The 17,350-nt window shown below is 69.3% G+C and carries 18 protein-coding genes and 1 pseudogene; 9 read left to right on the top strand and 10 right to left on the bottom strand.

The features are described 5' to 3' along the window. Positions 1–172 precede the first annotated feature (172 nt). The 3 genes and pseudogenes from ABIE44_RS07805 to ABIE44_RS07815 all read right to left on the bottom strand — a co-directional run. Positions 173–457, bottom strand: a pseudogene (locus ABIE44_RS07805) (response regulator); the annotation flags it as partial. Next, the gene (locus tag ABIE44_RS07810) at positions 454–1,617 is read right to left on the bottom strand and encodes a sensor histidine kinase (protein WP_209719844.1); all 1,164 of its coding nucleotides are present in this window, start codon (positions 1,615–1,617) and stop codon (positions 454–456) included. The gene ABIE44_RS07810 and the pseudogene ABIE44_RS07805, both read right to left, overlap by 4 nt. 461 nt (positions 1,618–2,078) lie before the next feature. Then, the gene (locus ABIE44_RS07815) at positions 2,079–2,822 is read right to left on the bottom strand and encodes a Fic family protein (RefSeq protein ID WP_354437922.1); all 744 of its coding nucleotides are present in this window, start codon (positions 2,820–2,822) and stop codon (positions 2,079–2,081) included. 34 nt (positions 2,823–2,856) lie between these two features. Here ABIE44_RS07815 and ABIE44_RS07820 point away from each other — a divergent pair, with 34 nt between their 5' ends. The 4 genes from ABIE44_RS07820 (at position 2,857) to acs (ending at position 8,138) form a co-directional block, all read left to right on the top strand. Beyond that, complete coding sequence (locus ABIE44_RS07820; RefSeq protein ID WP_209719841.1) at positions 2,857–3,795, top strand: class I SAM-dependent methyltransferase; 939 nt, start codon at positions 2,857–2,859, stop codon at positions 3,793–3,795. A 113-nt stretch (positions 3,796–3,908) separates the two neighbouring features. Beyond that, positions 3,909–4,259 carry a DUF485 domain-containing protein gene (locus tag ABIE44_RS07825; RefSeq protein ID WP_209719837.1) on the top strand — a complete coding sequence of 117 codons (351 nt, stop codon included), beginning with the start codon at positions 3,909–3,911 and terminating at the stop codon, positions 4,257–4,259. 1 nt (position 4,260) lies between these two features. Next, positions 4,261–5,895, top strand: a complete 1,635-nt coding sequence (locus ABIE44_RS07830; protein WP_209719835.1) for a monocarboxylic acid transporter — start codon at positions 4,261–4,263, stop codon at positions 5,893–5,895. 263 nt (positions 5,896–6,158) lie between these two features. Then, complete coding sequence (acs, locus tag ABIE44_RS07835; RefSeq protein WP_209719832.1) at positions 6,159–8,138, top strand: acetate--CoA ligase; 1,980 nt, start codon at positions 6,159–6,161, stop codon at positions 8,136–8,138. Between the two features lie 9 nt (positions 8,139–8,147). Here acs and ABIE44_RS07840 read toward each other — a convergent pair whose 3' ends face one another. Both ABIE44_RS07840 and ABIE44_RS07845 read right to left on the bottom strand, forming a co-directional pair. Next, on the bottom strand, positions 8,148–8,483 hold the full coding sequence (locus ABIE44_RS07840; protein ID WP_209719829.1) for a hypothetical protein: 336 nt from the start codon (positions 8,481–8,483) through the stop codon (positions 8,148–8,150). A gap of 77 nt (positions 8,484–8,560) precedes the next feature. Continuing rightward, on the bottom strand, positions 8,561–9,079 hold the full coding sequence (locus ABIE44_RS07845; RefSeq protein ID WP_354437923.1) for a hypothetical protein: 519 nt from the start codon (positions 9,077–9,079) through the stop codon (positions 8,561–8,563). Positions 9,080–9,306: 227 nt separating this feature from the next. On the opposite strand from ABIE44_RS07845, the gene ABIE44_RS07850 reads away from it, so the two are divergent. Next, the gene (locus tag ABIE44_RS07850) at positions 9,307–9,648 is read left to right on the top strand and encodes a hypothetical protein (RefSeq protein WP_354437924.1); all 342 of its coding nucleotides are present in this window, start codon (positions 9,307–9,309) and stop codon (positions 9,646–9,648) included. 116 nt (positions 9,649–9,764) lie between these two features. Here ABIE44_RS07850 and ABIE44_RS07855 read toward each other — a convergent pair whose 3' ends face one another. Both ABIE44_RS07855 and ABIE44_RS07860 read right to left on the bottom strand, forming a co-directional pair. Further along, entirely contained in the window at positions 9,765–10,409 is a 645-nt protein-coding gene (locus ABIE44_RS07855) for an MmpS family transport accessory protein (protein ID WP_209719823.1), read from the bottom strand. 101 nt (positions 10,410–10,510) lie between these two features. Continuing rightward, complete coding sequence (locus ABIE44_RS07860; RefSeq protein WP_209719821.1) at positions 10,511–11,521, bottom strand: TerC family protein; 1,011 nt, start codon at positions 11,519–11,521, stop codon at positions 10,511–10,513. 333 nt (positions 11,522–11,854) lie between these two features. Here ABIE44_RS07860 and nhaA point away from each other — a divergent pair, with 333 nt between their 5' ends. The 3 genes from nhaA to ABIE44_RS07875 all read left to right on the top strand — a co-directional run bounded on the left by nhaA (position 11,855) and on the right by ABIE44_RS07875 (position 13,848). Beyond that, complete coding sequence (nhaA, locus tag ABIE44_RS07865) at positions 11,855–12,982, top strand: Na+/H+ antiporter NhaA (protein ID WP_354437925.1); 1,128 nt, start codon at positions 11,855–11,857, stop codon at positions 12,980–12,982. 51 nt (positions 12,983–13,033) lie between these two features. Next, positions 13,034–13,432 (top strand): phage holin family protein, encoded by a 399-nt coding sequence (locus ABIE44_RS07870; RefSeq protein WP_209719818.1) that lies wholly within the window; start codon positions 13,034–13,036, stop codon positions 13,430–13,432. Between the two features lie 107 nt (positions 13,433–13,539). Next, positions 13,540–13,848: a hypothetical protein gene (locus ABIE44_RS07875; protein ID WP_209719815.1), complete on the top strand. Its 309-nt coding sequence runs from the start codon at positions 13,540–13,542 to the stop codon at positions 13,846–13,848. A 9-nt stretch (positions 13,849–13,857) separates the two neighbouring features. On the opposite strand, the gene ABIE44_RS07880 is transcribed toward ABIE44_RS07875, so the two are convergent. The 3 genes from ABIE44_RS07880 to nth are packed head-to-tail and all read right to left on the bottom strand — an operon-like array spanning position 13,858 to position 16,436. Further along, positions 13,858–15,030: a MarP family serine protease gene (locus tag ABIE44_RS07880; RefSeq protein ID WP_209719812.1), complete on the bottom strand. Its 1,173-nt coding sequence runs from the start codon at positions 15,028–15,030 to the stop codon at positions 13,858–13,860. Positions 15,031–15,068: 38 nt separating this feature from the next. Further along, a complete protein-coding gene (locus ABIE44_RS07885) occupies positions 15,069–15,728 on the bottom strand; it encodes an NUDIX hydrolase (protein ID WP_209719809.1) in 660 nt (219 codons plus the stop codon). Between the two features lie 24 nt (positions 15,729–15,752). Further along, positions 15,753–16,436 carry an endonuclease III gene (gene nth, locus ABIE44_RS07890; RefSeq protein WP_209723511.1) on the bottom strand — a complete coding sequence of 228 codons (684 nt, stop codon included), beginning with the start codon at positions 16,434–16,436 and terminating at the stop codon, positions 15,753–15,755. Positions 16,437–16,604: 168 nt separating this feature from the next. On the opposite strand from nth, the gene ABIE44_RS07895 reads away from it, so the two are divergent. Then, entirely contained in the window at positions 16,605–17,282 is a 678-nt protein-coding gene (locus ABIE44_RS07895; RefSeq protein WP_502912724.1) for a Crp/Fnr family transcriptional regulator, read from the top strand. Positions 17,283–17,350: the final 68 nt, after the last annotated feature.

Below are 17,350 nucleotides of genomic sequence, written 5' to 3' on the forward strand. Positions count from 1 at the left end.
GTACTCGGGGCCGGGCGTGCGGGTCGGGCGGGCACGGAACCGCTCCCACAGCTGCCGGGTGGCTCCGGCGGCGACGACCTGGTTGCCCGAGGCGACCGCGCGGAGGGAGGGCGAGCAGGAAGTCGGGCTCGGAGGACTTCAGCAGGAAGCCGCTCGCGCCGGCCTCGATGGCGGACGCGGCCGCCTCGTCGAGGTCGAAGGTCGTCAGGATCAGGATGCGCGGGCAGTCCTCGCCGAGCTTCTCGACCATCGCCGCGGTGGCGGCAACCCCGTCGACGCCAGGCATCTGCACGTCCATCACGACGACGTCGGGTCGCAGCGCGACGACCTGCTCCAGCGCGGCCGCGCCGTCGCCCGCCTCACCGACGACCTCGAGGTCCTCCTGCGAGCCGACCACCATCGCGATGCCGGCGCGGAACATCGCCTCGTCGTCGACGAGCAGCACTCGAACGGTCATCGCGCCCCTGCCGGGATCCGCACCTCGACGAGCCAGTGCCGACCCTGGCTGCTGGCCGAGACCGAGGCCACCCGCTCAGTCATGCCGCGCAGACCGTGGCCGCTTCCGGAAACCGCCGCACCCGGCGGGACGGTGTTCGCGACCCGGATCACGCACCCGTCGCGCCAGTCCTCGACGACCTCGACCGGGTGGGTCCGGTCGCCGTGCTTGAGCGCATTGGTCAGCGACTCGGTGAGAACGAAACCGGCTGCCTCTGCGGCCGCGCCGGCAGCAGGTGCTCCGTGACGCGCGTGCTCGATGACCAGGCCCGTCGCACGCATCCGCGCGATCACGCTGTCGATCACCGGCGCCTCGACCGGCGTCGTCGGAGCACCGTCGCGCAGCTCGGCGAGCAACCCTCGGACGTCGTTCATCGCCGAGCGTGCGGTCTCGCCGATCAGGTTCAGTGCCTCCTCGGCACGCGCCGGATCGTCACGCAGGACGTAGCGCGCGCCGTCGGCCTGCGCCGCGACGATCGCCCAGGAGTGGGCGACCAGGTCGTGCATGTCAGCGGCGATCCGGTTGCGCTCCTGCTCCTGGCGGTAGAGGACCTCGACCCGGTGCCGTTCGGCGGCGGCGAACGCGACCTCGACCTGCGCCTGGACGGCACGGCGGCCCTGCCACCGGACGAACCCGGCGGCGTACCCACCCCCGACGACGACGGCGGTGATCGCGGTCATCCCGACGCCGGCGTACCCGGACCGCTCGAGCTGGTTGGTCCCGACGAAGGCCGACCAGAGGCCGGCACCGGCGATCGCGAGCGTGACCGCGACGAACCCGACCCGGCGGACCGTGCGCGAGGGGTGCTCGCCGAGCACGAACGCCAACGGCGCGAAGGCGATGTTGCCGATCACCGCGACGTCCCCGCTGACCAGCTGGACCACCGTCGCGACCAGCGCGGCGAGCAGCATCAGAGCGACCGAGACACGGCGCAGGGCGAACCCGACCGCGAGCGCGACGGTCGCCCACACCATCGCGCTGGAGGTGCGCGCCTGCAGCAGCCCGGCGATGAGCAGGAACAGCGAGGCGGCAGCAACGTCGAAGAGCACCTTGAGCCGGGTCAGCCGGGTGGCTTCCTGCCACACGTCGCCCGGTGAGGCGGGCGCAGTCTCGGAGCTCATGCTCGCCATTATCCGGAGCAGGGTTCGTCGAGCCATCTGCCGAGCGACCTATCTCACCGCCCCGAGTCGTGTGCCTGAGGGCGCGCTATAGCGCGTCGTGGGGCACACAACCCGCTCGGCAAGCGGCGGACCTCGGTCCACTTCCCGAACGCCGCGAAAGTCAACCCTTGAATGTCACCCGAGGTCCGGCGTACACAGGGAACAGCACAACTTCAAACCAACACACGACGACGGTACCCACGCGGCGATCTCCCTTCGTAGAGGGCGTTGACCGACCGGGACGCTCCCGGGGCAACAATTAGACCGTGCACGCTTGGTAGCCAGAACCGTGTGTTTCGAGCGGCATCGAGGACTCGTCCCCGGTGCCGCTCATCTGTCCCCGGACATCGAGCTCCGTCCCCGGACATCGAGCTCCGTCCCGGTCATCGAGCTGGTCGAGATGAAGTGCCAGACACCCAGACTCAGCGCGGGTCCCGCAACGGCGAGAACTCGACCGCCCTGGTGACCGCCTCGGTCACGTAGAGGATCCACGCGTGCAGGCCCTGACGCCCGCCATCGCGGTACGCGCGCAGGTTCGACTCGTACTGCGCCCGCAGCGCCAGGTGCCCCGCCTCCGGTACGACGACCGACGCCGGGTCGACGCCGCGCGCGACCAGGACCAGGCGCTCGGCCGCCCGGGCGACCAGCCCGTTGTAGGAGCCGAACGGCGCAACGGTGACCAGCTCGGCGTGCACCAGTGCTGCGACGAGGATGGCCGGCTGGTTGGTGGCGAGCATCGTCTCGCCGAGCCCTGCCAGCCGCTCGGCGCCGGCCGCGTTCACCGGGCGCCCCAGCGACTCCTCGTCGACGTCGCCCTTGCCGGCCAACGCGTGCAGCCGGGCGAACGCCTGCAGCGGGGCCGTCCCGATCGTCGGCACCAACGCGAGCATCCCGGTGCTGACCCGCAGCGCTGCCCGCGCGATCTCGTCACCCTCGCCGTCGCGGACCTGCTCGATCGTGGAGGTCGACCCCTCGAGGACGGCCGAGGCGTGCGCGCCGCGCAGCAGCGACTCGCCCGTCTGCTCGGGGTAGGTCTGCCGCATGCCGCGGTCGCGCAGCATCGCGTCGACACCGTCGCGCGCCGCGGCGAGCGCGGACGGAACGCCTTCGAGCTTCGTCAACCAGGCAAGCGGGTCGTCGGTCGGGACACGCACGGGATCAGCCACACGGGCAAGGCTATCGGGTACGTTCGGGAGCACGATGAGCGATCAGAAGCACTCCCATGCCCGCTCCTTCGGCGCTGTCGCCGAGGCCTACGACGCAGCCCGCCCGTCGTACCCGGACGAGGCCGTCAGCTGGCTGGTCGGACCGGGCAACGAGCCTCGTCGCATCCTCGAGCTGGGAGCAGGCACCGGCAAGCTCACCGAGCTCCTCGTCGCCGCCGGCCACCAGGTGATCGCGACCGACCCGCTGCCCGAGATGCTCGGCCTGCTCGCCCAGCGCGCCCCCGGCGCCCAGGCGCTGGTCGGCACCGCCGAGAGCATCCCGGTCGCGTCCCGCTCGGTCGACGTCGTCATCTCCGCTCAGGCGTTCCACTGGTTCGACCACGGCCCGGCGCTCGCCGAGATCGCGCGGGTGCTGCGACCCGGCGGCACGTTCTCGCTGGTCTGGAACGCGCGCGACGAGGGCATCCCGTGGGTGCGCAAGCTCGGTCGCATCATCGGCAACGCCGACAACCGGACCGACCTGGTCGACCCGCTGCGCGACTGCGAGTACTTCGACGACGTCGCCGAGCGCGAGTACCGCTTCTGGCAGGACCTGCGCCGCCCCGAGCTCTTCGACCTTGTCCGCTCCCGCTCGTACGTGGCCGTGCTCCCCGAGCACGAGCGCGAGGACGTGCTCGAGCGCGTCGGCGCCCTGTACGACGACTACGGTCGCGGCCCCGACGGGATGAAGCTGCCCTACCTGACCCGGTGCTACCGCACGACGGTGATCAACCAGCCGCCCCCGCCGGTGGTGATGCAGCGGATCGAGGACCAGGCGCTCGCGCTGATGGACTCCGACAACGTGGCGGGCGACAGCTACGACCCGGACGCCACCCAGGCGATCCCGCGGCCCGGCCAGGCCACGCTCCCGCCGTCGCAGCCGAACGCCTCGGGCCCCGAGGACACCGGCACCGTCCTGATCGACTTCCGCTGAGCTGCCGACCGGGCGGCGTACCGCCGGTACGGTTCGTGCCCGAACGGGCGGGGTAGGCACCTCTCAGTGCCGGTGACCGTCTCGGGGTCACCGCCGTACGGAAGGTGCCTGCGATGGCCTCGACTCACCCGGCCGGCCCCACCCCACCCAGCGAATCCTTCGGCGTCTACGACCGGCTGCACGCCACCGCGGAGTTCGCCGAGCTGCGGCACCGGTACCGCGGCTTCGCGTTCCCCGCGACGGTCGCCTTCATCAGCTGGTACGCGCTCTACATCGTGATGTCGATGTGGGCCCACGACTTCATGAGCCAGAAGGTCGTCGGCAACATCAACGTCGCCCTGGTCTTCGGTCTGCTGCAATTCCTGACGACGTTCGTCCTGGCCTGGCTCTACGCGCGCTACAGCGCCGCCAAGCTCGACCCGTTGGCGCGGACGCTCGACGAGCAGTACCAGCGGGAGGCGTGAGATGGACGGCGACCAGGTACTGACCACCGGGCTCTTCCTCGCGGTCGTGGCACTGACCGTCTTCATCACCTTCCGCGCGAGCCGCAACACCAGCAGCGCCGCCGACTTCTACGCCGGCGGCCGCAGCTTCTCCGGGTTGCAGAACGGGCTCGCCATCGGTGGCGACTACATGTCGGCCGCGTCCTTCCTCGGCATCTCCGGGGCGATCGCACTGTCGGGCTACGACGGCTTCCTCTACTCGATCGGCTTCCTGGTGGCCTGGCTGGTCGCCCTGCTGCTGGTCGCCGAGGTGCTCCGGAACTCCGGGCGCTACACGATGGCCGACCAGCTCGCCTACCGGATGAAGCAGCGTCCGGTACGCCAGGCCGCGGCCACCTCGACGGTGGTCGTGTCGATCTTCTACCTGCTCGCGCAGATGGTCGGCGCGGGCGCGCTGGTCTCGCTGCTGCTCGGCGTCGACGGCGACACCGCCAAGAACATCACCATCTTCGCCGTCGGCATCCTCATGGTCTTCTACGTGACCGTCGGCGGCATGAAGGGCACCACCTGGGTGCAGATCGTGAAGGCCGTCCTGCTGATGGCTGGGTCGGCGATCATCGTCGTGCTGGTGCTCGCGCACTTCGACTTCAACATCTCCGACCTGCTCGGCACCGCGGCGTCGAACACCGGCAAGGGGCAGGCGTTCCTCGAGCCCGGTCTGAAGTACGGCGCCACCACGACGAGCAAGCTGGACTTCATCTCGCTCGGCATCGCGCTGGTCCTCGGCACGGCCGGCCTCCCGCACATCCTCATCCGCTTCTACACCGTGCCGACCTCGCGCGACGCCCGGAAGTCGGTGCTCTGGGCGATCGGCCTGATCGGTGTCTTCTACCTGTTCACCCTCGTGCTCGGCTTCGGCGCGGCCGCACTGCTGAAGGGCGACAAGGCCGGCGAGGTCGCTACCTCGGGCGGCAACCTGGCCAGCCCGCTGCTCGCCGAGAACGTCGGCGGCGGCGACGGCTCGACCGGGGGCGCGATCATGCTCGCGGTGATCGCTGCGGTGGCGTTCGCGACCATCCTCGCGGTCGTCGCCGGCCTGGTGCTCGCGTCCTCGACGAGCGTCGCGCACGACATCTACAACTCGGTGATGCGCAACGGCGAGGCCACCGAGAAGGAGGAGATCAAGGTCGCCCGCATCGCAGCCGGCGCCATCGGCCTGGTGGCGATCCTGCTCGCGATCCCGGCGCAGAAGCTGAACGTCGCGTTCCTGGTGGCCCTCGCCTTCGCGGTCGCCGCCTCGGCGAACCTGCCCGCGATCATCTACAACATGTTCTGGAAGCGCTTCAACACCCGCGGCGCGTTGTGGAGCATCTACGGCGGCCTGATCTCCTCGGTCGGCCTCGTCGTCTTCAGCCCGGTCATGTCCGGCAAGGGCGTCGACCCGGCGACCGGCAAGAACCTCTCGCTGCTGCCGACCGACATCGACATCTCGTGGTTCCCGCTGGAGAACCCCGGCATCGTCTCGATCCCGCTCGGTTTCCTGCTCGGCTACCTCGGCTCCATCTCCCAGCGCGAACCGAGCGCCGAGGCGAAGTACCCCGAGCTCGAGGTGCGGGCGCTGACCGGGGCCGGAGCGGAGGGCGCCGTCCAGCACTAGTCCCGGGTGCTAGTCCCGGTTGAGGGGATTCCGACGCATGTACACGACCAGTCCGAAGCCGATGACCACGCTCAGGACGAGTCCCCCGACGGTTGCGAGCACCTCCACCACGCCAGCCTCTCACGCCGTACGTCGGCCACCCGGGCGCGTGCAACGCGGATGCAACGGGCTGGTTGCGAAGTTCGGACCCACGGCTCTCGTGCCGATCAGCGGGCGGGCCTAGGCTGGCCGTGATCGGCACCTCACCCACAGGAGCGAATGCGTTGAGCGACAACACTGCATCGAACGAGTCCGGGACCCTGGCCAACCTCGGCACCGAGGACCGGCGCTTCGAGCCGCCCGCAGACTTCGCGGCGAACGCGAACCTGACCGCCGCCTCGTACGACGAGGCTGCCGCGGACCACGTGGGTTGGTGGGAGAAGCAGGCCGACCGGCTGACCTGGGAGACCCGCTGGGAGAAGGCGCTGGACTGGAGCAACCCGCCGTTCGCGAAGTGGTTCGTGGGCGGCAAGCTCAACGCGGCGTACAACTGCGTGGACCGGCACGTCGAGGCCGGCGCCGGCGACAAGGTCGCGTTCCACTGGGTCGGTGAGCCGGAGAACGACGCGCGGGACATCACCTACGCCCAGCTCAAGGACGAGGTCTGCCAGGCCGCGAACGCGCTGACCGAGCTCGGCGTGAGGACCGGCGACCGGGTCGCGATCTACATGCCGATGATCCCCGAGACCGTCGTGGCGATGCTCGCCTGCGCGCGCATCGGCGCCCCGCACACGGTCGTGTTCGGCGGCTTCTCCGCCGACGCGCTCGCATCGCGGATCGAGGACTGCCAGGCGAAGGTCGTCATCACCTCCGACGGTGGCTACCGCCGCGGTGCCCCCTCGGCCCTCAAGCCGGCCGTCGACGAGGCGCGCACGAAGACGGACCTGGTGGAGAAGGTGCTGGTCGTGAAGCGCACCGGCCAGGACGTCGCGTGGGACGAGTCCGTCGACGTGTGGTGGCACGAGTCGGTGGAGAAGGCGTCGACCGAGCACGCCTGCGAGTTCTTCGACTCCGAGCACCCGCTCTACGTCATGTACACCTCGGGCTCGACCGGCAAGCCCAAGGGCATCCTGCACACCACCGGCGGCTACCTGACCGGGGCGGCGTACACGCACTGGGGGATCTTCGACCTCAAGCCGGAGACCGACGTCTACTGGTGCACCGCTGATGTCGGCTGGGTCACCGGCCACAGCTACATGGTCTACGGGCCCCTGGCGAACCAGGCGACCTCCGTGATGTACGAAGGCGTCCCGGACGCACCGCACAAGGGCCGCTGGTGGGAGATCGTCGAGAAGTACAAGGTGACGATCTTCTACACCGCCCCGACCGCGATCCGGACCTTCATGAAGTGGGGCGACGAGATCCCCGCGAAGTTCGACATGTCCTCGCTGCGGCTCCTCGGGTCGGTCGGCGAGCCGATCAACCCCGAGGCCTACGTCTGGTACCGCGAGACCATCGGCGGGGGGAGGACCCCGGTCGTGGACACCTGGTGGCAGACCGAGACCGGCGCCATCATGATCTCGCCGCTGCCCGGCGTCACCGCGGCGAAGCCCGGCTCGGCGATGCGCGCGATCCCCGGCATCGTCGCCGACGTGGTCAACGACGAGGGCGAGTCCGTGCCCGACGGCTCCGGCGGCTACCTCGTCATCCGCGAACCGTGGCCCTCGATGCTGCGCACCCTGTGGGGCGACGACGAGCGGTTCAAGGACACCTACTGGTCGCGTTGGCCCGGCACGTACTTCGCCGGCGACGGCGCGAAGAAGGACACCGACGGCGACGTCTGGGTGCTCGGCCGGGTCGACGACGTCATGAACGTCAGCGGCCACCGGCTCTCCACCACCGAGATCGAGTCCGCGCTCGTCTCGCACCCCAAGGTCGCCGAGGCCGCGGTCGTCGGTGCCACCGACGAGATGACCGGCCAGGCGGTGTGCGCGTTCGTGATCCTCAGGGAGTCCGCCGGCGACGGCGGCGAGGACATCGTCGAGGAGCTGCGCAAGCACGTCGCGAAGGAGATCGGCGCCATCGCGAAGCCGCGTCAGATCATGATCGTGCCGGAGCTGCCCAAGACGCGCTCGGGCAAGATCATGCGTCGCCTGCTGCGTGACGTCGCCGAGAACCGCGAGGTCGGCGACGTCACGACCCTGGCCGACTCCACCGTGATGGACCTCATCGGCAAGGGGATGGCCACCTCGACCGAGGACTGAGCCCGAGGGTCAGTCCTGGGGCCAGTCGCGCGTGGGCGAGCGACGACGGTTCCAGACGACGAAGGACCCGGTGAGCACCCCGCCGACGGCGGCGGCGATGAGGACGTTCAGGCCGAGCGCGGCGTAGTCCACGTCGGTCGGGTACTCCCACGGCGAACGCGGACCGGTTTCCATCGGACCCGGCGGCTCGAGCTCGCTCATGTCCTGTTCGACCCACGTCAGCGGGAACCCGAAGTCCGCCGTCGCCCGGGTGTCGGTGATGGTGGAGGTGCCGAACGCCGGCGCCATGAGCACGGCGCCCACCGCGACCAGAAAGATCCCTGCCAGGGCCCAGGTCCAACGCATACGAAGTCATCTCCCCACGAGACAGCGCGAGTCGGCGACAGTCGTCGCCGTCGAGTACACGCCGAGGTTACGCGAAACTAGGGATAGCTGTGGCGGACCAGGATCCACCCGTCGTCCGGCGCCGGGGGAAGGTCGCCGGCGTCCCAGCCGTAGTACTCCACCTGCTTGCCGGTGACCTCCTTGAGCACCTCGCCGTGCGCGTGCACCCGGTCACCGACCCTCAGGCCGTCCAGGTCACCCTTGAAGTCGGGCACCGAGAGGGACTCGGCGAGCAGGAGGACCTGGCTGCCGTCATCCATCCGTACGGCGACGCCGGCGCCGGAGTAGTTGTTGTGCCCGCGGCCCTCGCCCCCGATCGGCCAGTAGACCGGCTCGTTCATCACGGTCCCGTCGACCTTGACGAACGTGCCGCTCTTCGAGGACATCGCGGCGATCGGCAGGTTGTCGATGGTGCGCAGCTCCTGCCACCACAGGTAGCCGACGCTCCCGGCGCCGATGCCGTAGATCATCACCATCAGCATCACGATCGGCTTCCAGGCGATCTCCCAGCCCATTCGTCGTACGGAGAAGCCCATCGCGTCGGCCGCGTGCTGCACCTCGTCGCGACCGGCCCGGACGACGTACCAGGGAGATCAACCGGAGCACCACGACCAGGCCGAGCAGGCTGAGCCCGGCCCAGCCGGTCGCCCTCCAGTAGAAGGTGTCGTCGCCCTGGTTCTCGGTCATCCAGACCATCACCAGCGGGATCGGGAACGTCAGCAGACCGAGCAAGATGTACGACGGGTGGCTGGTCAGGTACTTGTAGCTGACCTTCCACTTGTTGTTGAGCACCATGACGTCGATCGGTCCGGCCGGGACGCGCGTCGCCGGCGCCCACTCCCCGTCGACCACCCGCGGACGGAAGATCGAGCGCACCACGAAGAACCCGAAGACCAGGCCCACCGCGAGCGATCCCCAGAGCTCTCCGTCGATCGGTTCCCCGGTGCTTTCGACCCCGCAGCACCCCTTGATGTCGATGACCTCGCCGACGAAGAACGTCGTGGGCATCACGAAGAACAGCTCGATCAGCCAGATCTGCACCAGCTGCGGGATGCGCGACCCGATCCTGTCGAACGCCAGGACCCCGCTCCAGATGAACCGCAGCACGCGCATGGCGGCACCCTAGGAGCGGCGAACCGCGCCGGGAAGGGTCACGTCATCGCTTGTCCAGACCATCGTCCTCGTGCGGAGCGGACGTCAAGCGACGACAACGCCGGTAGGTGCCGCGTACGGCGGCGCTGATCAGCCCTGGCAGATCAGGCGTGCGTAGGGCCCCTCGGTGCTGCGCTTCTCGGTGACCTTGCCGTCGACCGTGATCGTGCACGTGATGATGTGCCCGCGGGCGTCGGCCTGCATGAAGAGCTGCGCGTAGTCCGGGTCGCCGTACGCGGTGGTCGTCAGGCTCCAGGAACCGCCGACGTTCTTGACGATGCCGGAGGACTGCTTGAGGCTCGTCGGGACGACGTACCCGATGGTGCCGATTGGTGCGGACGAGGTCACCTTCATCGTCACCTTGTGCTTCGGCAGGTACTGGTAGACCGAGCCACCCTGCAGGCCGGGCATGTTGAGCTGGCCCGAGCTCAGGCCGCCACTGCTGAAGCCCTGCCCGAGCTTGTCGAACTGGTCCTGCGCAGCCTTCTGGATCTCGTCGGCCGACGGGGTGGCCGAGGACGACGGGGTCGGCGTCGGCAGCTCGTCGAGCGTCGGGTCGGTCGTGGGCGCGATCGTGGAGAGGTCTCCGAGCCCGGGCGCTGCGCTCTCGTCGTCCTTCGAGCTCGACAGCACCAGGACGAGCATCAGGACGCCCAGTACGGCGACAACACCAGCAGCAGCTGCGACACGGGGCCTGCGACGGATCCATTCCATGCCGGTATCAACGAGTGACATGGAACAAGGTTAGGTCGATATGTCCGATCTTTTCCGAGTCCCAGGTCACAGACCGGTACCGAAACCGGATCCGCCGCAGGTGCGTCACGCCGGACCGGGGCTCAGTGGCCCCGCGGACCTGTCGCCTCGTCGCGCTCCTGGGCCGACATCCGGGCCGACCCGATCAGGCTCGCGACCGTGGTGATCGCCAGGATGCCGATGATCGTGCCCAGCGAGACCAGCGTCGGGATGTCCGGGGCCCAGTCGATGTGCTTGCCGTCGTTGATGAAGGGCAGCTCGTTCTCGTGCATCGCGTGCAGGATCAGCTTCACGCCGATGAAGCCGAGCAGCACCGAGAGACCGTAGGACAGGTAGATCAGTCGCTCGAGCAGGTCGCCGATGAGGAAGTAGAGCTGCCGCAGACCCATCAGCGCGAAGATGTTCGCGGTCAGCACCAGGAACGGTTCCTGGGTGAGGCCGAAGATGGCCGGGATGGAGTCCAGCGCGAACAGGAGGTCCGTCATGCCCAGCGCGAGGATCACGATGAACATCGGCGTGATCAAGGTCTTGCCGTCGATCTTCGCGAGCACCTTGGTGCCGTGCCACTCCGAAGTCGCCGGCAGGTGCTTGCCGACCCACCTCACGAAACCGGGCTCCTCGTACTCGTCCTCGTCCTCGGCGCCCTCCTTCGCGAGCTTGACCGCGGTGTAGATGAGGAACAGGCCGAAGAGGTAGAAGACCCAGCTGAAGTTGTTGATCGCCGCGGCACCGACGGCGATGAAGATGCCCCGCATGATCAGCGCCAGCACGATGCCCACGAGCAGGGCTGTCTGCTGGTAGGCCCTCGGCACCCCGAACTTCGTCATGATGATGAGGAAGATGAAGAGGTTGTCGACCGAGAGGGAGTACTCGGTCAGCCAGCCGGCGAAGAACTCGGTGCCGTACTGGTGCCCGGAGATCGTCCAGACCCCGATGCCGAACGCGACGGCCAGACCGATGTAGACGCCGAGCGCGATGCCGACCTCACGACGGCTGGGCTCGTGCGGGCGACGTCCGATGACGAAGACGTCGAAGATGAGGATGGCGAGGGTGACACCGATGGTGAGCCACCAGACCAGGGGGGTTACGTGCATCTGAGTTCGTTCCTCCGGACATGCGACAACAGGGCAAAGTCCGGAGGTCTCTTCCGCCCTCCCGTCGCCGGGTGGACCGACGGCCCCGGGTCGCCGCCCGAAGACATTGACCGTGATGACGAGACCGCCGCGAAGGAATACTCCCCTCCAACTGGTGCCAGTCTCCCACCACTCTCCACGCCCGACCAACTCGGGGCAACGCTTGGCTAGAATCTCCCCCAGGTGCGCCGGGAAGTCTGGTCGGCAACAACTGCCCCAACCCCGGATGCCGGAGGACCTGTCATCGCCGCGAATCCCAGCCCAGCACCCCCGCCGCCCGACGACGCGACCTTCGTGGACGGCGTCCTGCGGTCCGAGACGCTGGGCGGCCTGATCGCCCTGCTCGCCGCGGCCGCCGCCGTGCTCTGGGCGAACGTCGACGGCGCCGGCTACGACGCCCTGCGCCACCACCACCTCGGGCCGCTCAGCATCGAGCACTGGGCGGCGGACGGGGCCCTCGCGCTCTTCTTCTTCGTCGCCGGCCTGGAGCTCAAGCGTGAGTTCGTGCTCGGCTCGCTGCGGCGCCCGTCGGCAGCCGCGGTACCGGTCGTCGCAGCCGCCTTCGGGGTCGCCGTCCCGGCGATCCTGTACGTCGTGGTGAACGCCGGCACCGACAACCTGCGCGGCTGGGCGGTCCCGGCTGCGACCGACATCGCCTTCGCCCTGGCCGTGCTCGCGGTCGTCGGGTCGGCGCTACCCCCCTCGCTGCGGACGTTCCTGCTGACGCTCGCGGTCGTGGACGACCTGATCGTCATCGTGATCATCGCGCTGGTCTACAGCGACAGCGTGGCGCTGCTGCCGCTGCTCGGGTCGGCGCTCGCCTGCGCGGCGTACGCGGTGGCGCAGCGGCTGCGGATCACGCACCCTGTCCTCCTGCTCCCGGTCGCCGTGCTCGCCTGGGCGTTGCTCTACGACAGCGGCGTGCACGCCACCGTGGCCGGAGTGGCCCTGGGTCTGCTGACCCGGGTACGCCCCGACCCGGATGAGGCCCGCTCCCCTGCCGAGACCCTCGAGCACCGGCTCTCACCGGTCAGCGCCTGGCTCGCCGTTCCGTTCTTCGCGCTGATGAGCGCCGGGGTGTCGTTGTCGGGCGTCGGCGACCTGGCGCAGGACCCGGTGGTGGTCGGCGTCGTCCTCGCCCTGGTGCTCGGCAAGCCGCTCGGGATCCTGATCGGCACCTGGATCGCCGCGAGCCTCACCCCCGGACCTGACCTCCCCCCGGGCCTGGCCTGGCGGGACCTGGTCGGTCTGGCCTGCCTCGGCGGGGTGGGCTTCACCGTCTCCCTGCTGGTCGCCGACCTGTCGTTCTCCGACGAGCGCGCCGAGGCGGCCAAGACGGCCGTCCTGGTGGCCTCCGTGGCCGCGGCGCTGATCGGGGCTGCACTGCTCGGACGACGCAGCCGCCACCACAGCCGGGCGTGAGCGCTAGGGTTCTGGGGTAGCAGGAGCAGGACGCAGCCAAGGAGACCTCAGATGGCACAGCAGCAGCCCGTTCAGGACGAGCCGACGATCGGCAAGCTGGTCGTCGATGCGTTCGACGACTTCGGGACGCTGCTGCGGCACGTCATCGAGCTGGCGAAGGCCGAGCTCAAGGTCAGCGTCAACGCCGGCGGCATGGCGATCGCCCTCTTCGCGCTCGCCGGTTTCATCGGCCTCCTGTCGATCATCATGGTCTCGTTCGCGATCGCGTTCTTCATCGCGATGGCCGGCCTCGACATCGCCTGGGGCTTCCTGATCGTCTTCGGCGGCTACGTGGCGCTCGCCGGGCTGCTCGCGTTCCTCGGCTACCTGAAGATCCGCAAGGTGAAGGCGCCCGAGCACACCATCGCGCAGGCGCAGGAGATCCCCCGGGCACTGTCCGGCCACCAGTGATCTGAAGGCTCCGACCCGCCGGTGGTCACGCTAGGACTGTCGAGCGGTCCGTTCGACCTGCCTGGTGACAACGGACGAAGCGGCGGTCACTTCTGCATACTCGGTGCATGGAGGACGACGACCGCGCCAGTCGTGAACGGCTCTGGCTCGCCAGCCTCCTGGGCATCATCGCGTCCTCCGTGGCAACGCACGTGTGGCTCAGGCTCGCCCCCGAGCAGTACAACCACGAACCGGGACCCTGGTGGATCGTCTGGCCTATTGCGTCCGCGGTCTCGCTGAGCGCGAGCTGGTTCATCGCGAGGCGCACCTGCCTGCCGGAGGAGCGCACCGCCCCCACGACCCTCGGGACTGCAACCGGCCTGTTCGTCGGCTGGCTCTCTTTCGGTATCTGGAGTGCGCTGACCTACGTCTCCTGAACGCCTCAATCAGGTGCAGTTCCCGCTCGACACCCGGTCCCCGTTCGACCGCGCGGCCGCCTTCACCGCACCCGAGACCTGGTCGGCGGTCAGCACGTAGCCGGTCTGCTTGTCGCTGACCGAGGCGGCGAACACCACGCCGAAGACCTTGCCCTGCAGCGAGACCAGCGGGCCGCCGGAGTTACCCGGCCGGACGAGACCGCGCACCGAGAAGACCTCGCGGGTGACCGAACCGCGACCGTAGATGTCCGGGGAGCGGAGTCGCTGCTCGGCGCGGATGCGGGCGGGCTGGGCGTTGAACGGGCCGTCGTTCGGGAAGCCGAGGACGACCGCGGCGTCCTTGGCCTTGCCGGTGTTGTCGAACGCCACCACCGGGCCGTCGAGGTCGACGTCGAGGATCGCGACGTCGATGTCGGCGTCGTAGTAGATGACCTTGGCCTTGAGCTCCTTGGTGCCGGCCTTGACCACCGGGTTCGTGACACCTGCGACGACGTGGGCGTTGGTCATCATGCGGCGCGGGGCGTACAGGAAACCGGTCCCCTCGATGCCGTCGCCGCAGCTGCTGTTGCCGCGGATCTTGTAGACGCTGAGGCGGGCCTGCTGGACGTTCTTGTTGCGCAGGTCACCGGTGTCCGGCGGGTCGACCGCGACGATCCGCTCCGGGGCGAAGGGCTCCAGGTAGCGCGGGAAGAAGCTCGAGCCGACGACGCGGTCGAAGCCGCGCAGGAGACCCTGCGCCTGGCCGGGCATCACGTCGTTGACCTCGGTGAGCACGCGGGACTCGCGGACCATCGGGCCGACGCCCGGGATCTGGGAACCGCTGACCGCGACGCCGAGCATCCAGGTGACGGTGAGGACGGCGACGACCGAAAGCACTGCACCGCCGACGGCATCGACCGCGCGGATCGGCTGCCAGGTGATCTTGGCGCGGACCTTCGCGCCGCCGTACTGGGCGATGGCCTGGCCGAAGGACGCGCAGACGAGCACGACGAAGAGGGCGGCGAGCGAGACCCACAGGGCGGGCTCGACGTTGCCGAGCAGGTGCGGCGCGAGCCAGATGCCGAGCAGACCGCCAGCGACCAGACCTGCCGTGGCGAAGGCGCCGGTGATGAAGCCCTGCCAGTAGCCCGAGAGGGCGTACGCAAAGGTCACCAGCACCAGGAGCCAGTCGAGGAGGTTCATCGCAACCTTTGGTCAGCGGGTCGTGTCGGGGTCAATCCTTACTCACCGCGCAACATGTACGCGGGAAGCTCCCGCGTGACGGACGTGTCCCACTCCCGGGTCAGTCCGACGTAGTCGAACAGCTTGGTGATCAGACCGGCCGTGAAACCCCACAGCAGGACGTCCTTGTCCTCACCGATCATGAACCCGGGACTGGAGTACCCGTTCGGGTGGGTGACAGTCACCCTGTTCGCCGGGTCGAGCAGCTCGGCCAGCGGCGTCCGGAAGACCGCGTGCACCTCCGCCGGGTCGACGACACCGACAGGGTGCGGCGCGCGCCACCACGCGAGCACCGGGGTGATCGCGAAGTTGCTCGGCGGCAGCCACAGCTCGGGCAGCGTGGTCAGCACGTCGACGCTGTCCGGGTCGACACCGACCTCCTCCTCGGCTTCCCGGAGCGCCGCGGTGACGACGTCGAAGTCGGTCGGGTCCACCGAACCGCCGGGGAAGGAGACCTGGCCCGGGTGCGAGCGCATCGTGTGCGCCCGCTCGGTCAGCAGCAGGTCCGGGCCGTGCTCGCTCTCGCCGAACAGCATCAGCACCGCACCGGGACGGGCGTCGGAGTCCTCGGGCACGAGCCACTTGGTGATGTCCTCACCGGTGATCGTCAGGGCGCCGTCGCGGATCGGCACCATCCAGTCCGGCAGCGGCCCGGTCATGCCGGGCCCCTCACGCCGGGCCCCTCACGCCGGACCCTGCGTCTTGACCAGCTTGGCCGCGGCTTCGGGGTCGGTCGGACCCTCGCCGTACGACGGGCACCACTTCGCGACCGTGCAGGCTCCGCACGCCGGCTTCTTGGCGTGGCAGACCCGGCGCCCGTGCCAGATGACGTGGTGCGACAGCATCGTCCAGTCCTTCTTGGGGAAGAGCGCGCCGACGGCGTGCTCCGCCTTGACCGGGTCCGTCTCCTGGGTCCACCCGAAGCGACGGATCAGTCGGCCGAAGTGGGTGTCCACGGTGATGCCGGGGATCCCGAACGCGTTGCCGAGGACGACGTTGGCCGTCTTGCGTCCCACGCCGGGCAGGGTGACCAGGTCCTCGAGTCTCCCAGGGACCTGCCCGTCGTACCGCTCGACGAGCGCGGCGGAGAGCTTGAGCAGGGACTCGGTCTTGGCGCGGAAGAACCCGAGCGGACCGACGATGCGCTCGAGGTCCTCGCGCGGGGCGGCGGCCATCGACTTCGGGTCCGGGTACGCCGCGAACAGCGTCGGGCGGACCGCGTTGACCCGCCGGTCGGTGGTCTGCGCGCTGAGCACGGTGACGACGAGCAGCTCGAAGGCGTTCTCGAAGTCCAGCTCGCACCGGGCGTCGGGGTAGGTGTCTGCCAGGACGCGGTCGATCTTGCGGGCCCGGCGTACGAGGGTCATGTCGGGGGTCTCGATCTCGGTGCGGGCCACGCGCTCAGCCTACGCAGGGAAACCGACACAAACGCTGAGGGTGTTACGTGGCGTGACCGGGCGTCATGGGACAGACTGTGACCTGCAACACTGGGGGGTGGGCCTCGTGAAGGTGCCCTCGATTGGGAAGGAATGTCCGTGGACAACGACGTACTCCGCCAGGCACCGCTCTTCGGTGCTCTGGACGACGACGCAGCCGCCGCACTGCGCGCCTCGATGACCGAGGCCCGGCTCCGCCGTGGAGAGGTGCTCTTCCACGAAGGCGACTCCGGCGACAAGCTCTACCTCGTCACCGACGGCAAGGTGAAGCTCGGGCGGACGTCCTCCGACGGGCGCGAGAACCTTCTCGCCATCCTCGGTCCCGGCCAGATGTTCGGTGAGCTCTCGCTCTTCGACCCGGGTCCGCGATCGGCCACCGTCACCGCGGTCACCGAGACCAACCTGCTCACGCTGAGCCACGACGACCTGATCCGCTGGCTCGAGGGCCGCCCGACCGTCGCCCTCGGCATGCTGGCCCAGATCGCCAGCCGCCTGCGCAAGGCCAACGACGTCAACGCCGACCTGGTGTTCTCCGACGTCCCCGGGCGTGTCGCCAAGGCACTCCTCGACCTCGCCGACCGCTTCGGCCGAACCGCCGACGACGGCGTCCACGTGCACCACGACCTGACCCAGGAGGAGCTGGCCCAGCTCGTCGGCGCCTCTCGCGAGACCGTGAACAAGGCCCTGGCCGACTTCGCCTCGCGCGGCTGGCTGCGGCTCGAGCCGCGCTCGGTCGTGATCATGGACGTCGAGCGGATGAAGCGCCGCGCGCGCTGAGCACCAGCTGACCCACGACGCAGAAGGGGCCCGTCCGGCGAACCGGACGGGCCCCTTCGTCGTGCGTG

This window comes from Marmoricola sp. OAE513 (assembly GCF_040546585.1).
GTDB lineage: Bacteria > Actinomycetota > Actinomycetes > Propionibacteriales > Nocardioidaceae > Marmoricola.